At 68.2% G+C, this 17,498-nt stretch carries 17 protein-coding genes and 1 riboswitch; of the genes, 12 read left to right on the forward strand and 5 right to left on the reverse strand.

All coding sequences use genetic code 11. The features are described from left to right. Positions 1–18: 18 nt before the first annotated feature. The 5 genes from ACFVVM_RS05800 (at position 19) to ACFVVM_RS05820 (ending at position 7,034) form a co-directional block, all read left to right on the forward strand. The gene (locus ACFVVM_RS05800) at positions 19–1,206 is read left to right on the forward strand and encodes a dihydrolipoamide acetyltransferase family protein (RefSeq protein ID WP_387613358.1); all 1,188 of its coding nucleotides are present in this window, start codon (positions 19–21) and stop codon (positions 1,204–1,206) included. 232 nt (positions 1,207–1,438) lie between these two features. Continuing rightward, positions 1,439–2,251, forward strand: coding sequence for an LppX_LprAFG lipoprotein (locus ACFVVM_RS05805; protein WP_387613360.1), 813 nt, complete (start codon positions 1,439–1,441; stop codon positions 2,249–2,251). Between the two features lie 208 nt (positions 2,252–2,459). Then, the gene (locus tag ACFVVM_RS05810; RefSeq protein ID WP_387613362.1) at positions 2,460–3,929 is read left to right on the forward strand and encodes a fatty acid desaturase; all 1,470 of its coding nucleotides are present in this window, start codon (positions 2,460–2,462) and stop codon (positions 3,927–3,929) included. A gap of 43 nt (positions 3,930–3,972) precedes the next feature. Then, complete coding sequence (locus ACFVVM_RS05815; protein ID WP_387613365.1) at positions 3,973–5,166, forward strand: type III polyketide synthase; 1,194 nt, start codon at positions 3,973–3,975, stop codon at positions 5,164–5,166. An 11-nt stretch (positions 5,167–5,177) separates the two neighbouring features. Further along, the gene (locus ACFVVM_RS05820; protein WP_387613367.1) at positions 5,178–7,034 is read left to right on the forward strand and encodes an ATP-binding cassette domain-containing protein; all 1,857 of its coding nucleotides are present in this window, start codon (positions 5,178–5,180) and stop codon (positions 7,032–7,034) included. A gap of 64 nt (positions 7,035–7,098) precedes the next feature. Here the strand turns inward: ACFVVM_RS05820 and ACFVVM_RS05825 are convergent, their stop codons facing one another. Beyond that, complete coding sequence (locus ACFVVM_RS05825) at positions 7,099–7,980, reverse strand: glucosyl-3-phosphoglycerate synthase (RefSeq protein ID WP_387613370.1); 882 nt, start codon at positions 7,978–7,980, stop codon at positions 7,099–7,101. A 242-nt stretch (positions 7,981–8,222) separates the two neighbouring features. On the opposite strand from ACFVVM_RS05825, the gene ACFVVM_RS05830 reads away from it, so the two are divergent. The 6 genes from ACFVVM_RS05830 (at position 8,223) to ACFVVM_RS05855 (ending at position 14,556) form a co-directional block, all read left to right on the forward strand. Next, positions 8,223–9,758, forward strand: coding sequence for a TerD family protein (locus ACFVVM_RS05830; protein WP_387613372.1), 1,536 nt, complete (start codon positions 8,223–8,225; stop codon positions 9,756–9,758). A 26-nt stretch (positions 9,759–9,784) separates the two neighbouring features. Further along, positions 9,785–9,999, forward strand: a riboswitch (cobalamin riboswitch). Positions 10,000–10,027: 28 nt separating this feature from the next. Then, positions 10,028–11,065, forward strand: a complete 1,038-nt coding sequence (locus tag ACFVVM_RS05835; protein WP_387613375.1) for an ABC transporter substrate-binding protein — start codon at positions 10,028–10,030, stop codon at positions 11,063–11,065. After that, complete coding sequence (locus ACFVVM_RS05840; RefSeq protein WP_387613378.1) at positions 11,062–12,060, forward strand: FecCD family ABC transporter permease; 999 nt, start codon at positions 11,062–11,064, stop codon at positions 12,058–12,060. The genes ACFVVM_RS05835 and ACFVVM_RS05840 overlap by 4 nt, the downstream gene beginning before the upstream one ends. After that, a complete protein-coding gene (locus ACFVVM_RS05845) occupies positions 12,057–13,154 on the forward strand; it encodes a FecCD family ABC transporter permease (protein ID WP_387613381.1) in 1,098 nt (365 codons plus the stop codon). Before ACFVVM_RS05840 ends, ACFVVM_RS05845 begins: the two co-directional genes overlap by 4 nt. Beyond that, entirely contained in the window at positions 13,151–13,939 is a 789-nt protein-coding gene (locus tag ACFVVM_RS05850; protein WP_387613383.1) for an ABC transporter ATP-binding protein, read from the forward strand. Before ACFVVM_RS05845 ends, ACFVVM_RS05850 begins: the two co-directional genes overlap by 4 nt. Beyond that, on the forward strand, positions 13,936–14,556 hold the full coding sequence (locus ACFVVM_RS05855; protein WP_387613386.1) for a hypothetical protein: 621 nt from the start codon (positions 13,936–13,938) through the stop codon (positions 14,554–14,556). The genes ACFVVM_RS05850 and ACFVVM_RS05855 overlap by 4 nt, the downstream gene beginning before the upstream one ends. A gap of 6 nt (positions 14,557–14,562) precedes the next feature. Here ACFVVM_RS05855 and ACFVVM_RS05860 read toward each other — a convergent pair whose 3' ends face one another. The 3 genes from ACFVVM_RS05860 to ACFVVM_RS05870 all read right to left on the reverse strand — a co-directional run bounded on the left by ACFVVM_RS05860 (position 14,563) and on the right by ACFVVM_RS05870 (position 15,900). Beyond that, a complete protein-coding gene (locus ACFVVM_RS05860) occupies positions 14,563–15,078 on the reverse strand; it encodes a hypothetical protein (RefSeq protein ID WP_387613389.1) in 516 nt (171 codons plus the stop codon). Positions 15,079–15,265: 187 nt separating this feature from the next. After that, complete coding sequence (locus ACFVVM_RS05865; protein ID WP_387613392.1) at positions 15,266–15,592, reverse strand: transcriptional regulator; 327 nt, start codon at positions 15,590–15,592, stop codon at positions 15,266–15,268. After that, entirely contained in the window at positions 15,580–15,900 is a 321-nt protein-coding gene (locus ACFVVM_RS05870; RefSeq protein WP_387613394.1) for a hypothetical protein, read from the reverse strand. Before ACFVVM_RS05870 ends, ACFVVM_RS05865 begins: the two co-directional genes overlap by 13 nt. Before the next feature lie 111 nt (positions 15,901–16,011). On the opposite strand from ACFVVM_RS05870, the gene ACFVVM_RS05875 reads away from it, so the two are divergent. Further along, a complete protein-coding gene (locus ACFVVM_RS05875; RefSeq protein ID WP_387613395.1) occupies positions 16,012–16,452 on the forward strand; it encodes an exonuclease domain-containing protein in 441 nt (146 codons plus the stop codon). A 106-nt stretch (positions 16,453–16,558) separates the two neighbouring features. Here ACFVVM_RS05875 and ACFVVM_RS05880 read toward each other — a convergent pair whose 3' ends face one another. Continuing rightward, a complete protein-coding gene (locus ACFVVM_RS05880; protein ID WP_387613398.1) occupies positions 16,559–17,485 on the reverse strand; it encodes a LysR family transcriptional regulator in 927 nt (308 codons plus the stop codon). Positions 17,486–17,498 lie beyond the last annotated feature (13 nt).

Consider the following 17,498-nt stretch of genomic DNA (forward strand, 5'->3'; position numbering starts at 1 on the left):
AGACGAAGGACAGAAGCAATGCCCGACATCATCATGCCCAGGCTTTCGGACACCATGGAAGACGGTGTCGTCTCCTCGTGGTTGAAGCAGGTCGGCGATCGGATCACCCGCGGGGAGATCGTCGCCGAGATCGAGACCGACAAAGCACTCATGGAGCTCGAGGCCTACGACGACGGCGTACTCGAACGGATTCTGGCCGAGCCCGGCGCTCGCATCCCGATCGGTGAACCGATCGCTGTCATCGGGGACGGACTGGGGGGTTCGGTGTCTGCCGGTGGCGCCGCGGAATCGAGTTCCGCCGCCCGGCAGAAGACCTCTCCGCTGGCCCGCAAGGTCGCGCGCGAGCTGGGCGTGGACCTTGTCACCGTGGAAGGTACCGGCCCAGGTGGCCGCATCACCAAGCAGGACGTCGAGGCCGCCCACGGGGCGATCGCTGTGCCGACCGTCCCCATTGCCGCCTCCGCCGGGCAGCCCATGCCGAGTGTGGCTGTGGCGCAGGCGAGTCCGGCTGCCGCCGACTACGAAGAGGTGCCGCTCACCTCGGTCCAGCAGGTCTCGGCGGCCCGTCTCGTCGAGAGCAAGCAACAGGCACCGCACATCTACCTGACCAGTGCGATCGATGTGACCGACCTGCTCGTCTTCCGTGCCCGGGTCAACCAGACGCAGGGAGATACCGCGGACAGCAAGATCAGCGTCAACGATCTGCTCGTCAAGGCCGTGGCCGGCGCCCTGCGTGATGATCGCTCGGTGAACGTCAGCTTCGCCGGCGACAAACTGCTGCGTCACAACGGAATCAATCTCGGCATCGCGGTAGCGACACCGGTCGGTCTGCTGGTGCCGGTGATCCGCGACGCGGACCGAAAGAGTGTCTCGGAGATCGCGGCCGAGATCCGGGACAAGGCAACCCGGGCCCGCGCCCGCAAACTTCGCGCGGACGAGATGACCGGCGGCACGTTCACCCTCTCGAACCTCGGCATGTTCGGCGTCGAGCAGTTCACCGCGGTCATCAATCCACCGGAGTCCGCGATCCTCGCGGTCGGTGCGGCGACCGAGGAACTACGTCTGGATGGCGACGAAGTGGTCGCCCGCACGATCCTTCGGGTGACCTTGTCCGCAGACCACCGTGCGATCGACGGCGCGGTGGCTGCCCAATTCCTGGCCAACCTGAAAGAGCGAATCGAATCCCCGTTGCGGATCGTCGTTTGAGCTCCCCGGACCGGTCGGCCCCGGTCTGATCTGCGGTGATGGGGTTCGCCAAGGGTGGGGACGTGGTGTGAAATCGATAGTGCGCGCAGACAACTCGCAAATCGAAAACCTCGGGTACTATCGCCGACGGGGGAGCACGAGATGTCCGATGGTCTGCTTAACATGTCGCAGGCACGCGGCAGCTACGGCTGCCTCAACCAAGCGATATACGACCATCTCCAGGGGATGAATCTTGATCGACAACACTTCGCACCCCACTCCCCGGCGCCGTTTCGCGCGGCGTTCCGGCATCACCGCGGTCTTCGCGGCGGCGGCGCTGGGCGCGGCCCTCGTGACCGGCTGCTCGTCCGATGATTCGACCACCGCCACCGCGCCGCCGCCGGCCGAACTGCCCGACGGCGCGCAGATCGTGGCGGAGTCGGCCAAGACCACCCAGACCCTGCGCACCGTGCACCTGAAGATCGACGTGGAGAACCTGCCGGATCTGCCGGTGGAGACCGTGTCGGCCGATGTCACCAACGAGACCCAGGGCTCGGGTGCGGCGATGGGCGAGGCGAAGGTCAAGCTCACCCCGGACGACCCGTTCACCGAGGCGAAGTTCCTCGTGGTGGACAAGGTGCTCTACACCCAGAACGGTGGCCGCTACGTGCCCGCCGGTCCGGCGGAGAAGGTCTACGATCCGGGCGTCATCCTGGACAAGGACCTCGGCATCGCGAACGTCATCGCCAACGTGCAGAACCCGAAGGCCGAGGCCCGCGAGACCATCGACGGCATCGCCACCGTCAAGATCACCGGCACCATCGACGGCGCCGTGATCGACCCGATCGTGCCGCGGATCGGTGCGGAGGCGGGCACCCTGCCGATCACGCTGTGGATCCAGGACGTGGCACCGCCCGCCTCGGATTCGACCAAGCCGTCGGAGGCCGCCTCCACCGGTGAGGGTCCGAATCTCGTTCGCGCCGTGGTGAAGAAGGACCAGGGCGAGGTCACCGTCGGCCTGTCCAACTGGGCCAAGCCGGTCAACATCGTCAAGCCCGCGGGCTGATCCGAGCAGCACCTACCCACACCGGTCCGGGGACCGCGTGTCCGGCACCGAGCGTGCCGTGCGCGGCCCCGGGCCGTGTGTCGTCTGGGTGTGTATCCAATAAGAGATTGTTCAGCGAGATGCAAGGCGCCACAAGGACTATTCGTGTCGGGACGCTGGTCGGCAGGCAAGACGCATCGACGCCGATCGGACACGGAGGAAGAAAGCAATGACGATCGATGATCGACCTGATGAAGCGGAGCGGGAGCTCCCGCCACCACCGGGTCCGGGGGGCCGGCCGCCCGTCAACAACGTCTGGGTCTACAACGGCAGAGCCTACGACCTGAGCGAATGGATCTCCAAGCATCCCGGCGGGGAATTCTTCATCGGCCGCACGAAGAACCGTGACATCACCTCGATCATCGGTTCCTACCACCGTGACCCGGAAAAGATCGCGCGCATGCTCGAGCGCTACAGCCTCGATCGCAACGCCGTTCCCGAGGACATCCACCCGAAGAACAACGCGCCCGACTTCCTGTTCAAGGAAGGCTTCAACAGCTGGGACGACACCCCGAAATACAAGTTCGACGACAAGAACGACCTGCTGCACAAGGTGAAGGCGCGGCTGAAGGAACCCGAGCTCGCCGCCCGCCTGAAGCGCATGGACCGAATCTTCGACATCGTCGTCGGTGTCCTGATCGTCGCCTATTTCGCGGTGCAAGGTCTGCGCCTCTACGACACCAGCTGGATGCCGTTGCCCGCCTTCGTGATCGCGATGGTGCTGCTGCGCAGTTCACTGGCCGGTTTCGGCCATTACGCGATCCATCGCGCGCAGAAGGGCCTCAACAAATACGCGGTCAACGCGTTCGACATGAATTATGTCGCACTGTCTTTCGTCACCGCGGACGGTCATGCCCTGCTGCACCACCCGCACACCCAGAGTGAAGTCGACATCAAGAAGAACGTCTTCACGATGATGATGCAGGTGCCGCGCCTGTACCGGGTGCCCGTGCACACCGTGCACAAATTCGGCCACCTGCTCACCGGCATGATCATTCGCCTGCTCGATGTCTGCCGCCTCACCCGCAAGGTGGGCATCAAGGACATGTACGGCACCTGGAAAGGCGCGCTGCCGCACTTCATCGGCTCGTTCGGTGTCCGGTTCCTGCTGGTGGCCGAATTCGTCGTCTTCACGATCGCGGGCGATTTCTGGGCCTGGGCCCTGCAATTCGTGATCACGCTGTGGATCAGCACCTTCATGGTGGTCGCCAGCCACGACTTCGAGATCCCGACCGAGGAACTGCCGCACGGCGACACCGAGGACTGGGCGGTCAACCAGCTCGAGCAGGCCTACGACCTGACCGTGGTCGGCAACAAGTACGTCGACTGCTTCCTCTCCGCGGGCCTGAGCTCGCACCGCGTGCATCACGTACTTCCGTTCCAGCGCAGCGGATTCGCCAATATCGCCACCGAGAATGTGGTGCGCGAGGAAGCCGCGAAGTTCGGCGTGGAATGGCTGCCCGCCAAGAGCTTCTTCGGTGACCGTTTCCCCAAGCTGTGCCGGACCTACCTGCTCGCACCCTCGAACGAGGCCGTGGAGAACAAGTGGGGTTTCGTGCGCGAGCACTGCGCGCCCTCAGCGCTGAAGACCTGTGTCGTGTACACCGCGCAGGGCTTCTCCGGCATCGGAACCGTCTGAGCTCCGCTGTCACGTCATATCTGTTTCGAAAGGATTTGTACCCGTGTCTGTTTCCCTTGATGAAGGTACGCGCCGACCCCACGGCCCCCACCGGAGTGCCGACGTCGAGCGAGGACACGACCTGCTACCGCCCACCCCGCCGACCACCGTCGGCGTGATCGAAGCGGTCGCCACGGGCTCGCCGCGGCGGGTGGTCGAACAGACCGTCAACGCCGGCCGTGTTGCCGAACTGTTCTCCGATCCCGCTCAGCGCCAGCGCATCCCGCGGATCTACCAGAAGACCAGGATCGACACCCGCCACCTCGCGATCGACCCGCTCGATCCGGAGTTCCTCGAGTTCAGCCGTAAGCCCGCCACCATCCGGGAGCGGATGAACCTGTTCTTCGAGCACGCGGTGCCGCTGGCCGTCGACGTCGCCCGCCGCGCGGTCGAGGGCCTGGCCGATCCGGCCGAGGAGATCGGGCAGCTGATCTTCGTGACCAGTACCGGATTCATCGCCCCCGGCGTCGATGTGGCCGTGGTCAAGCAGCTCGGCCTCGCGCCGACGGTCAACCGGATGATCGTCAACTTCATGGGCTGTGCCGCCGCGATGAACGGCATCCGCACCGCCGTCGACTACGTGCGGGCGCACCCGGACAAGAAGTCGATGGTGCTGTGCATCGAGTTGAGTTCGGTGAACGCGGTGTTCGACGACGACGTCAACGACGTGATCACCCACAGCCTCTTCGGCGACGGTTGCGGCGCGGTGGTGATCGGCGCCAACCAGGTGCAGCAGCCACTCGCCGCGGGCAGCGTGGTGATCCGCGACAGCTTCAGCCACCTGTTCGACGACGCCGAGGACGGCATCGTGCTCGGCGTGCAGGACGCGGGCATCACCTGCGAACTGGCCTCCAGCCTGCCCGACTACATCTACCGCGGCGTCGACCCGGTCGTCTCGGAAGTGCTGGCGCGCAACGGTTTGGACAAGTCGACCGTCGATCTGTGGGCGATCCACCCCGGTGGTCCGCGCATCATCGAGGAGTCGGCGCGCTCGCTCGGCATCCCCGCCGAGGCCGCCGCGCCGAGCTGGGCGGTGCTCGCCGAGCACGGCAACATGCTCAGTGTGTCGCTGATCTTCGTGCTGGAGCGGATGATCCGCGACGCGCAGGCGGCGGCGCCGATCTCCACCGGGGTGGCGTTCTCGTTCGCGCCCGGTGTCACCCTCGAGGGCATCGTCTTCGATGTCATCCGCAGCTGAGAGCGTAAGTCATGCAATTGCTCCGTTTTCTCGCCGCGCTGTCACCGGCCAGGATCGCGGCCGTGGTCGCCGCGGGCCTGATCTGCGGCGTGGCCAACACCTACCTGGTGACGCTGATCAACGCGGTCGTCTCACCCCGCCCGCAGCCGGACAACCTGCTGCTGCGGTTCGGGTTCACCGGGCTGGTGATCCTGGTCAGCGGCGTGCTCTCGCAGGTGCTGCTGATCCGGCTCTCACAGGAGGCCATCTACCGGTTGCGCAGCGACCTGAGCTCCGGAATCGTCTCCGCGCCACTGGAACACCTCGAACGGCTCGGCATGCATCGCCTGATGGCGACGCTGACCGAGGACGTGCGCTCGCTGTCGCAGGCGGTGACCGCCATCCCGTCGATCTGCGTCGACGTAGCGACCATCGTCGGCTGCTTCGTGTTCCTTTTCATCGTGTCGGGACCGATCTTCGCGGTGACGGTGGCGGGCACACTCGTCGGCATCGCGTGTGTCGAGATGGTGCTCAAGCGGGTGCGCGGGATCTACCGCGAGGCCCGCGAGAACGAGGACGCGCTGCTGCGCTCGTTCCAGGCCGTCACCCTCGGCATCAAGGAACTGAAGCTGCACCGCGGCCGTCGGCAGGATTTCATGGACCGGCACCTGCTCGGTTCGGCGGGCACGCTGCGCGATCAGAACACCGACGCGGGCTCGAAGTTCTCCTACGCGCAGGGCTTCGGCCAGGCACTGCAGCTGACGACGATGGCGCTGATCCTGTTCGTCATCGCCGTGGCGCTGGAACTGCCGCGCGAGACCATGGTCGGCTACGTGCTGGTCACCACGTTCCTGGCGATGCCGATGCAGAACTTCATGCACCGCATCCCCGACCTGCTGCGCGGTGACGTGGCGCTGGCCAAGATCCGGGCGATGAACCTGTCCATGGAGACCCTGCACGACGAGGAACTGCTGCCCTACTCGGATCGTCCGGCGGCGGGAGAGGCCAAGCTGGAACTGACCGATGTCAGCTACGTGTACCGGTCCGAGGCGCCGTCGCCGGTGCCGCCGCCGCCCGGTACGCATCCGGGTGGTCCGCCCGGGCACGGTGGTCCGCCGCCGCGTCCCGGCATGCCGCCGCGCAACGGCCATCCCGGTCCGGGCGGACGCCATCCCGCCCATCCCGGCGCGAATCCCGGCTCCGCCCAACCGGATGTGAACGGCAAGAAGTGGGTCGATCACGGTGCGACCGATGTGCGGCCGGTGCCGCTGGGTCCGCCGCCCGGGCTCGACGAGTCCACGGACTCGGGTTTCCGGCTCGGTCCGATCGACCTGGTCTTCGAACCGGGGCAGATCACGTTCATCGTCGGCGGCAACGGCAGCGGGAAGTCGACGCTGGCCAAGCTGATCACCGGTCTGTACGTGCCGCGCACGGGGTCGTTGTCGCTCAACGGGGAGCGGATCGACCACGACAACATCGAGTGGTACCGGCAGAACTCGTCGGCGGTGTTCACCGATTTCCACCTGTTCGAGGACTACCTGGGCTTCGACCGCCCCGGGATCGACGACGAGGTCCAGCGGTATCTCGAGGAATTGCAGATCGCGCACAAGGTGACCGTGCGGGACGGGCGCCTGTCGACCGTGGATCTGTCGCAGGGACAGCGTAAGCGCCTGGCGCTGCTCACCGCGCTGCTCGAGGACCGCCAGATCTACGTCTTCGACGAATGGGCCGCCGATCAGGAGCCGCGCTTCCGCGACGTCTTCTATCACGAGATCCTCAGCGACCTGAAGCGCCGCGGGAAGACGGTCATCGTGATCACCCACGACGACCGCTACTTCGGCTGCGCCGACCAGCTGGTGAAGCTCGACTTCGGCATGGTCTCCGCGTAATTCGCGAGCGAACGGGCGCTGGTCCGGCCATGGAGCCGAGCCGGCGCCCGTCGTGCGTGCCCGGTCAGGCGATCTCGCGCCGGGCCGCCATCACCTGGGTCATCGGCGGGCGGTCGGTGAGACTCACCTCCGAAGGCGTGCGCTGCCAACCCGTCTCGCCCGGCAGGAACTGCACCAGCCCGATCCCGGAATCCCGGATGCCGAGCCGGTCGAGCAGGGTGGCGACGACCTGCCTGCTCATCACCGCCAACTCGTGGGTCGGCCGGTTGCGGTGCACGCGCACACCCAGATCGACCTGGGCGATGGCCGCGAGGCCGTGGCGCTGCCAGCAATCGAGCAGGATCCCGATCTCGGCGCCGTAGCCGCTGGCGACCGAGATCTCGCCGAGCAGCGCACGGGTGGCGGCGTACTCCCCGCCGAGTGGTTGCACGATCTCGGCCAGGGCGGGCGCGAGCGCGGTGAGCAGGGGACGCGCGACCAACTGGGTGACCCGGCCGCCGCCGTCGGCGTCGAAGCCGGGGCCGCTGGTCATCGGACGCCGGTAGTAGCCCTTGACCAGGGCGAGCTCGGGATCGGCGAGCAGCGGTTCGACCAGCATCGGCACGAACATCGGATCGGGTTCGACCAGGTCCGCGTCCAGGAACACCAGCACGTCACCCGTTGACACCGCCAGCGAGCGCCACAGCACCTCACCCTTGCCGGGGCGCGGCGAGATCTCGGGCAGCGCCTCCTCCCTGGTGTAGACGGCGGCGCCCGCTGCCCGGGCGCGAGCCACCGTGCGGTCGGTGGAGCCGCCGTCGAGCACGAGCAGTTCGTCGACGAGTCCGCCGAGCAGCGGTCGCAGGGAGGCGATCACCCCGGCCACGGTGTCCTCGTCGTCGTGGGCGGGGACGATCACCGAGACCCGGCGACCCAGCTTGCGGTCGATCAGCGCACGGACGTCCATGGCCTCCAGTGAACGACACAGCGGCCGCGTCCGCGACCGATGTTCCGGGACGCTGTGATCGAAGCCAACGCGCGAACCGGCGGCGCTATCGAGCGGGACAAGGGTGAACACCGCGCCGGGGTGATCACCTCGTGCGCGACCCGCCGTGGCACCGGCGCCCGGCAGGTACGGTGGGAGCGGAGTCGCGCCGATCACCTCGATCGGGCGCGACGGTCGGCGCACGGATGGGGTAGGAGCACGACATGAGTGGGACCGCGGCAACCGTCGGCGAGGTGTCCAAGGGGTCGAAGACCGATCTGGTCGACGGGCGCTACACCGTGCGCATCGACCTCGACAGCCCGGCGGGGGCGGTGGATGTGTCCGCGGTGCTGGTGACCGCCGACGGCAAGGTGCGCTCCGACGCCGATTTCGTCTTCTTCAACAATCCCTCGGCGCCCGGCGTGCAGCTGGAATCCGATGCTGTTGTGTCGGTGGACCTTTCGGCATTGCCCGCCGACATCCATCGGGTCGTGATCGCGGGCAGCACCGAGGCACAGGAGATTCGGTTCGGTGAGGTCACCGGGTTGCGGATCTCGATCGCCGGTGCGAGTCAGTCGTTGACCTTCGTGCCGCCGGGTCTGGACAGCGAGACGGTGTTGCAGGCCGTCGCGCTGTATCGCCGGGGGAGCGGGTGGCGGCTCGACGCGGTCGGGCAGGGATACAGCGCCGGGCTCGCGGCCTTCGCGACCGAGCACGGGATCTCCGTCGACGAGGAACCCGCCGCGCCGCAACCCGTTGCGCCGCAACACCCCGCGCCGCCGCAGTCTTTCGCGCCGCCGCAGCCTGCTGGTGCGCCACAGTTCCCCGTGCCGCCGCAGCCTGGCGCACCGCAGTACCCCGCACCGCCGCAGTCTTTCGCGCCGCCCCAGCCTGCCGGTGCGCCGCAGTTTCCCGGGCAGCCGCACCCTGCCGCGCCGCCCCAATACGGCCAGCAGCAAGCCCCCTTCGCGACGCCTGCCGGTGCGCCACAACAGGTTCCGCCCGCCTCAGGACCCGCGATCGACCTCCGCAAGGTCGACGTCGTCCTCACCAAGGATTCGCCGAGCCGCCGCGCCAGCATCGACCTGCGCAAGGGTGACCCGGGCTACGTCCTCACCGTCGGCCTCGAATGGGACGGGCGCGGTGCGAAATACGACCAGCACGGCCGCGTCACCCAGTTCGGGGTCGGTGACCTCGACGTGTACTTCTTCTGCCGCAACGAGGTCACCGGCGACTACGTCGTGATCAGCGGTGAGAAGGGGCACCAGGGTGACCTGAACACCTGGCCGTTCATGCACCACCAGGGCGACAGCCGCGGCCCCGGCGCCAACAACCTGCCCGCCACCGAGCAAGTGATCGTGCGCCCCACCGAGAACGGCGACCTGCTGCTCAACGTCTACCAGTCCGTCGACAACGGCGCGGGCGCCATCGACAAGTTCGGCAACCCGCGCGTGCGCGTCCGCTACGGCCGCCCCGGTCCCGACGGCCTGCCGGGTCCCGACGCCGACCAGATCACCGTCGTGATCGGCAACGGCAAGAACTCCTTCTGGGCCACCGTCGCCCACATCGACGTCCGCGAGGGCATCCTCACCGTCGATGGCACCGTCCAGTACAGCCGGGCCTTCAGCGAGCGCATGCCTGTCCTCGACACCGCGGGCAATTGGGTCCGTTCCGCGAAGAACGGCCCCGTCGGTCGCAGCAAGAAGAGCAACGGTCTGGGTCTGAGCACCTACTCCGGCCGCTGCCCCGACGCCCGCTGATCGCGCGATGACCCGGGGGAAGTCGACCGTCCAGTAGTGATCTTGGTACAGTCCCCGAGCCGTGGTGTTCGGGAAATCGGTGTGAAACCGGTGCGGCCCTCGCCACTGTGATCGGGAGCGACGGATCGATCCGGACGGCTGTTGTCGTCCGGAGCCACTGGGGCACGTGTGCCCTGGGAAGGTGGATCCGTCGCGCGAATCCCCGTCAGCCAGGAGACCGGCCACGGCTACGCAGTAACCGTTCCACGAGGACCTGGAAGGCCGTCACCGTGACCCTGTCTGTTGTCGCGCGCCTACGTACCGGTGCGCTGATCGCTTGTGCGGTCGTCGTCGCCGGTTGTGGTGTGCAGCCCGAATCCGAAGCCACCGGCGCGAACGCCGTGACCCGCGCGAACTGCGGGATCGACATCACCGTCGGCGCACCGCCGCAGCGCATCTACGCCGCCTACCAGCCCTCGATCGAGATCGCGCACGCGCTCGGTGTCACCGACCGGCTCGTCGGCACCGCGTTCCTCGACTCCACGGTACTGCCCGAATACCAGGACGCGCAGGCGAAGTCGGCCTATGTCGAGAAGCTGCCGAGTCGCGACGAATTGCTCTCCCAGAAGCCCGATTTCGTGCTGTCGGGGTTCAACGGCGTGTTCGCCAAGTCGGCGCAGAACAGCGTCGGCACCCGCGCGAGCCTGCACGAGCTGGGCGTACAGACCTGGGTCGTGAGCCCGCTGTGCCCGAGCGCCGACGGACTCGCCGACGAGGCGATCGACCCCAAGACCGTGCGGTTCGAGAACGTGTACGCGGATCTGCGTGACCTCGGAGCACTCTGGGGTGTCTCAGACCGGGCCGAGGACGTGGTCACGGAGCTGAGCGCGCGGATCGCCGCGGTCGGCGCGAAGGTGGCGGACGCGCCGAAGCCGAGGGTCGCGGTGATCACGCCCAAGGACGACGGCACCTACACCGCCGCCGGTGGCATCGACTTCATCACCCAGATCATCGAGGCGGCGGGCGGGGTGAACGCCTTCGCCGACCTCACCGAGCGCCGCAACGTCCAGATCGGCGCCGAGGAGCTCATCGCCCGCGACCCCGACATCATTCTCACCAGCGCCTGCTGCAAGGCCACCTACACCCGCGCCGACGGACAGCCCCAGGTCGACAAGCTCGTCGGCAATCCGGCCTTCGCGAACCTGACCGCGGTCCGCAACGGCGTCGTGCATCCGTTCCTGTTCGCCGATCGCGCCGCCGGTGTGCGGATCGCGCACGCCACCGAACTGGTCGCCGAGCTGATCCACCCCGATCTGTTCGGACGGTGACGCTCGCCGTTCGCGGCACCGGCCTGATCCTGGCCGGTGCGGCGCTCGCCGCTGTCTGCGTGGCCTCGATCCTGATCGGCTCGCACCCGCTCACCCTCGACCAGGCGTTCGCGGCGTTCACCGACTTCCAGGGCACCGACAGCGACCGGGTCGTGCGCTACATCCGGCTGCCGCGCACGCTGGCCGGGCTGCTCGCCGGTGTCGCGCTCGCGCTGGCGGGTGTGGTCATGCAGGGCCTCACCCGTAACCCGCTCGCCGGGCCCGGCCTGCTCGGGATCAATGCCGGTGCCTCGCTGGCGATCGTGCTCGCGATGGGCGCGCTGAGTCTGACCGACCCGGCGGGCTTCGTCTGGTTCGCCTTCCTCGGCGCCGCCGTCGCGGCCGTGTTCGTCTACGTGCTCGGTTCGCTCGGCTTCGGCGGTGCGACACCGGTGAAGCTGGCGCTGGCCGGTGCCGCGTTCACCGCGCTGTGCGGGTCCATCACCACGGCCATCACGCTGTTGGACCGGACCACCTTCGACAACTTCCGATTCTGGGTGGTCGGCTCCCTGAGCCGGGCCGACACCGAATCCGTCTGGGCGATAGCGCCGTTCATCGCGGTCGGCGCGGTGCTGGCCGTCGCGGTGACGCGGCCGCTGAACGCCATCGCCATCGGTGACGACCTGGCCCGCACGCTCGGTACCCGCCTGGTCGCGGTGCGCGCGACCGGCGCGGCCGGTGTGGTGCTGCTCGCGGGGTCGGCGGTGGCGATCGCCGGGCCGATCGCGTTCGTCGGCCTGGTGATCCCGCACATCGCGCGTGCGCTCGTCGGACACGACTACCGGTGGGTGCTGGTCTGGTCGGCGGTGCTCGGGCCGACGCTGCTGCTGCTCGCCGACATCCTCGGCCGGATCGTCGCGCGGCCGCAGGAGATCCAGGTCGGCATCATCACCGCGTTCGCCGGTGCGCCGTTCTTCCTCTATCTCGTGCGCAACCGGAAGGTGGCGACACTGTGACGTCCACCCAGCGGACGCGGCCGCAGCCGGCGCGCTCCGAACGCAGTGTGCTCCCCGACGGCACCCTCCTGGTGCGCTCGCCTGGCCGCCGGATCGTCATCCGAGTCCATCGGCGATCCCTGCTTCTCACTGTGCTGCTCACAGTGGTGGCACTGGCCATCGCGGCCTGGTCGCTCACTGTCGGCCACTATCCGCTCACCACCGCCGACGTGCTCCGGGTCCTGAGCGGTGGCGGCACGCTCATCGAATACGACGTCGTCGTCGCCGACCGGCTGCCACGCGTGCTCACCGGGCTCGCCACCGGCGCCGCCTTCGCCCTCTCCGGCGCGATCCTGCAGCGGATCGCGACGAACCCCCTCGTCAGCCCGGAGATCATCGGCATCAACGCGGGCGCCTCGCTCGGCGCGCTGGTGGTGAGTGTGCTGCTCGGCGGTACCGGCCTCGGCCTGGTCGGCGGTGCGTTGGCCGGTGCGTTCGTGGCGATGGCGCTGATCGTGCTGGTGGCGACGAAGGACGGCCTCGACGGCTACCGGCTCGTGCTGGTCGGGATCGGGGTGACGGCCATGTTGTCCTCGGCCATCGCGTTCATCCTCACCAGAGCCAATGTCTACCAGGCGCATACGGCCGCCATGTGGCTCACCGGCAGTCTCGCCAATCGCGACTGGCTGCACGTCTGGTTCGCGGTCGCGGCGCTCGCCGTGGTCGTGCCGCCGCTGATCGTGTTCGCTCGCTCACTGCCGCTGCTCGAACTGGGCGACGAGCTGGCCAACTCGCTGGCAGGCAGACGCGGCCCGCACCGCACCATCCTGATCGTGCTCGCCTCGGCCGCCGCCGCGCTGGCCACGGCAGCGGCGGGGCCGATCGCCTTCGTGGCGCTGGTGGCACCGCAGATCGTGCGCAGGCTGCTCGCCGAACGCGGCGCCTGCCTCGCCCCGGCCGCGGCGGCGGGCGCGCTGCTGGTCGTCGCCGCCGACCTGGCCGCGCGCAGGCTGTTTCCGGCGGAACTGCCCGTCGGGGTGGTGACCGCGCTGCTCGGCGCCCCCGTTCTCGTCTACCTTCTCGCCCGCGCAACCCGAATCGGACATGCTGGATGACCGCACATCTCACCACCGAGGGACTCGCACTCGCCTACGGCGACACCACGATCGTCTCCGATGCCACCGTCGACTTCCCGCCCGGCCGGATCACCGTCATCGTCGGCCGCAACGGTTGCGGCAAGTCGACCCTGCTGCGCGGCCTCGCCCGGCTGACCGCTCCCAGCGCGGGCGCGGTGCTGCTCGACGGTGCCGACATCGCACCGCAGCCGGCGCGGACGGTGGCGCGCCGGGTGGGGATGCTGCCCCAGCAGCCCGTCGCCCCCGACGGCATCACCGTCGGCGATCTCGTCGGGCGCGGCCGTCACCCGCATCAGCGATGGTTCCGGCAGTGGTCGGCCGACGACGAGGACGCGGTCCGGGCGGCGCTGACCGCCACCGACACCCTCGACCTGGTCGACCGCACCCTCGACCAGCTCTCCGGCGGACAGAAGCAGCGGGTGTGGCTGGCGCTCGCGATGGCCCAGGACCCGGAGGTGATGCTGCTGGACGAGCCGACCACCTTCCTCGACCTCGCCCACCAGCTCGACATCCTCGACGTCCTGCGGAACCTGCTGCCGCGCACCATCATCGCCGTGCTGCACGATCTGAACCTGGCGGCCCGCTACGCCGATCACCTCGTCGCCATGAAGGACGGCCGGGTGGTCGCGCAGGGTTCGCCCGCCGAGATCGTGCGCCCGGAACTCGTCGCCGAGGTGTTCGGTGTGGAGTGCGCGGTGATCGACGATCCGATGACCGGGACGCCCCTGGTGGTTCCGGCCGGCCGAACGGTGCGTACCGCATGACCCGCCGTCACGTCTTCGTCGCCCGGCCCACCCCGTCCGGTGTCGACCTCACCGCCGTCGGCGCGCTCGCCGAGGCCTGCGGAATCGGCTACGCGCTCCTCGACCAGGGCGAACCGACCATCCACGACACCCTCGACGAGGCCGCCCGCGACGACATCCCGGTCACCCTGATCCCGCTGGCCGTGCCGCGCGACCGCTACCTGGAGACCTGGATCGCCCGCGCGGTCGCCAACTGGAAGGAGACCCGCGGCCGCGAACTCGACGTGCGGGTCACCGAAGGAATCGACACCGCAACCGGTTTCGTCGACGTGGTACGCACCAGGATGGCCGAGGGCGGCACGCCCGTCACCGCGAGCCCCCGCGCCTTCCGCAGCCCAGCCTGGTCCCACATCCCCGAGCACACCGAACACATCCTGGTCTGCCGCGGCCCGCGCTGCACCGTCTTCGGCGCGGCCGAACTCCACCGCACTCTCCGCCAAGACAATCCCGACGCGCTGGTCACCCCCACCGGCTGTCTCAACCCCTGCAACCTGGGCCCGCTCTACATCACCTACCCGGACGGCCAATGGCACACCAACGCACTGGATTCCGTGGTCGATGCGAACGAGGGGACCTAGTGCGGATCACGCAACCCCGGCCAGGAGGTCGCTGTCGAGTCGCCGCGCACGACGAGCCTTGCTGGGCAACACGAGCTTGACGAAAATGCCGACCACACCGCGGGCGCGAATCCGACTGCGCTCGTCCAGATCCAGTATCAAGGCCACCATCTCTGCGCCCAGCACGTCCAGCATCCGACGATCGAGTTGATAGAGGATTCGTCGAGCCCAGACAGCGTTCACCGTGATGACCGCTGCCGCGTACGCCAGCAAACTCAGCACTCCCACCTGCCACCCGGCGATCTCGGGCAGGATGCCACGGCCGGTGGCGTACCCGGCGAGGTAGCTCAACGTCAGGAAGGGCACACCAACCACGAACAAGACGACCATGGCGGCCTTCCATCGACCTGCCCGCTGCATGTCCACGTGCACAACGGCTTCGGCGAGTGCACCTTGCTTCTCGGCTGGTGAAAGCTTGTCGTACGCGGGGCCGATGATCAGGACCGACCGGTTGCCCCGCAAGCGTGGACGCACCCCGTCCACGCACCAGTTCGAGTCCTTGCCCAGCTCGATCCGCGGAGCCCGCACACCGAACCTCGACGCGAGTTCGTCGGTCTGCGCCCTGATTTGATCTAGATCCACCGGAATATGATGTATCAAGCGATCATCGGCCTCCCACCGGGTTGGCAATGCGGGCCGTACCTCGGCGCGAGTCGGGTTCAGGCGGGTTTCACGCCTCGGGAGGTGGTGGCCGGGTCGAGGCTTCGGCCCGTTCTGCCATGGAGGTGAGGGCTGCCAGAGCGGCTTGGTGTTCGCGATAGGCCAGCCGACCGTGATCGGTCAGCGCGAGCCAGGTTTTCGGCCTGCGCCCTAGATATCCCTTGCGAACCTCGACGTAACCGGCGTCCTCGAGCACGGTCATCGCTTTCGACAGCGTGGACTTGTTCAGAACGCACAGGTCCGCGACGGTGCCGAACTCGGCCTGCTTGCAGCCGTCCAGGAACGCGACCAGCTTCAACCGTGGCAGCGAGCCCAGCACATCGCTCAGCTCGGGCATGTAGCCCGCCGCTGCCGTTCCAGCACCCACCACCCGATGCCGCCGAGGAGCACGGCACAGACGACATGAGCCCACCCGTCGAGGAACCCTTGCACCACGCCGGGAATCAGCACGACCAGCAGAAGCAGCGAAACCCGCTGCCAGCGCCGCTGAGGCAGGTCGAGCAAGTACCGTGGAACGACTCCGCTGTTGCGTTCCCTGCGCCATATCCAGCTCATCAGGGCGACGAATGCGCAGAACAGTGCGCCGCCGAGGGACATGACGGTCCAGAAGTCCGCATCGTCGGACTCGGGACGAGCAAGGCCCACCACGATAAGGCTGGAGGCTCCCAGTAGCGCTGCCACGGGTGGAACCCACCTGGGCATAGGCGTCGCGGTCCGGGCTCGCAGGGTGACCGAGGCAGCGACGTCGAGCTGATCTTGCGGGGACAGTTCGTTCACAATGGTTACTCTAGGCCAATAGGTTTCCATCCATCAACCTATTTCGCTACGGGCACAGCCGAGATACTGCGCGGTGCACCGGAATTCGTACAGGTCTGCGCCCAGCTGTCAGGCCTGCTCGCGGGTCGAATGCTGGTGGCGCACAACGCGCTGTTCGACTACGGCTTCCTCGCGCGCGAATTCGCCAGAACCGGTACGCGGCTGCCGGTGGACCGCCGCATGTGCACGCTGGCTCTCGCGCGTCGCGTTGCGCCACCGACCCCCGACTACAAACTGGGCACTCTCGCCTCGTATTACGGTGTGCCACAACACAAGGCTCACGATGCGCTCGATGACACCCGTGTGCTGGCCCAGGTTCTGCGGGCGATGGTCGCCGATGCGAACTGGTCGCACGCGCCGAGGCGGCCGGGCTCGATGTGACGAGCACTGTGCGCGGATCGTCCTTGCTGCCGCACTCGACGGCACCGACCGCAGTTTCGGAGATGTCGGCGCGATCGAACTGGAAATGGCCCCCGGTACTGAGCCGCTAGCCCGGCTGACTGCCGAGGAGTTCGTCGCGGCGGTCGCGGACCGTGGTCCGGAGGGCCTCGATGACCGCGGCCACCTCGGGGCGACGCAGGGTTTCGGGGCGGGTGACGAGCCAGTAGGTGAGTTGGACGCTGACCTCGGCCGGGAGGACGCGGATCAGGTCGGGGTGGCGGTCGGCCATGAAGCAGGGGAGCAGGCCGAGGCCCGCGGCGGCGCGGGTGGCCTCCACGTGGACGAAGACGTTGGTGGAGGAGACGGACTGGCGCATGGCGGGGGCGAAGGCGGCGGCGATGTCGAGGTCGTCGACCTGGAGCATGGATTCGATGAAGTAGACCAGCGGATGGGCGGCGAGGTCCCTGACGCTCGACGGTGTGCCGCGCTCGGCGAGGTAGTCGCGGGCGGCGTAGAGGCCGAGGCAGTAGTCGCCGAGTTCGATCGCCTCGGCGCGGTGGACCTGGGGTCGGCCGACCACCACTTCGATGTCGAGCCCGGTTCGCTGGGTGGATGCCCGGCGGGTGGTGGCGATGATCTCGACGGCCACGCCCGGATGCCTGCGCTGGACCCGCGCGGCCGTCGGCGCGGCCAGATACGCGCTGAAACCATCGGTGGCCGAGAGCCGGACGACACCTTCGAGGGTGCGCTCGCCCGCGGCCGAACCGAGCGTGCGGACCGCGGCCTCCACGGCTTCGGCCGCCGCGAGGGCTTCCCGGCCCAGTTCGGTGAGCTCCCAGCCGCCGGTCACGCGGGTCAGCACCCGCCCGCCGATGGCGTGCTCGAGCGCCGCGATGCGCCGGGAGATCGTCGTGTGGTTGATGCCGAGTTCGTCGGCGGCGGTGGTGTAGCGCCCCGACCGGCCGACGGCGAGCAGCACCAGCAAATCGTCGGCACTCGGTCTACGCCCTGGTGACGAAGGAGACGGGCTCATGATCTGCATTCTT

It is taken from the genome of Nocardia sp. NPDC058176 (genome assembly GCF_042883805.1).
Classification (GTDB): domain Bacteria; phylum Actinomycetota; class Actinomycetes; order Mycobacteriales; family Mycobacteriaceae; genus Nocardia.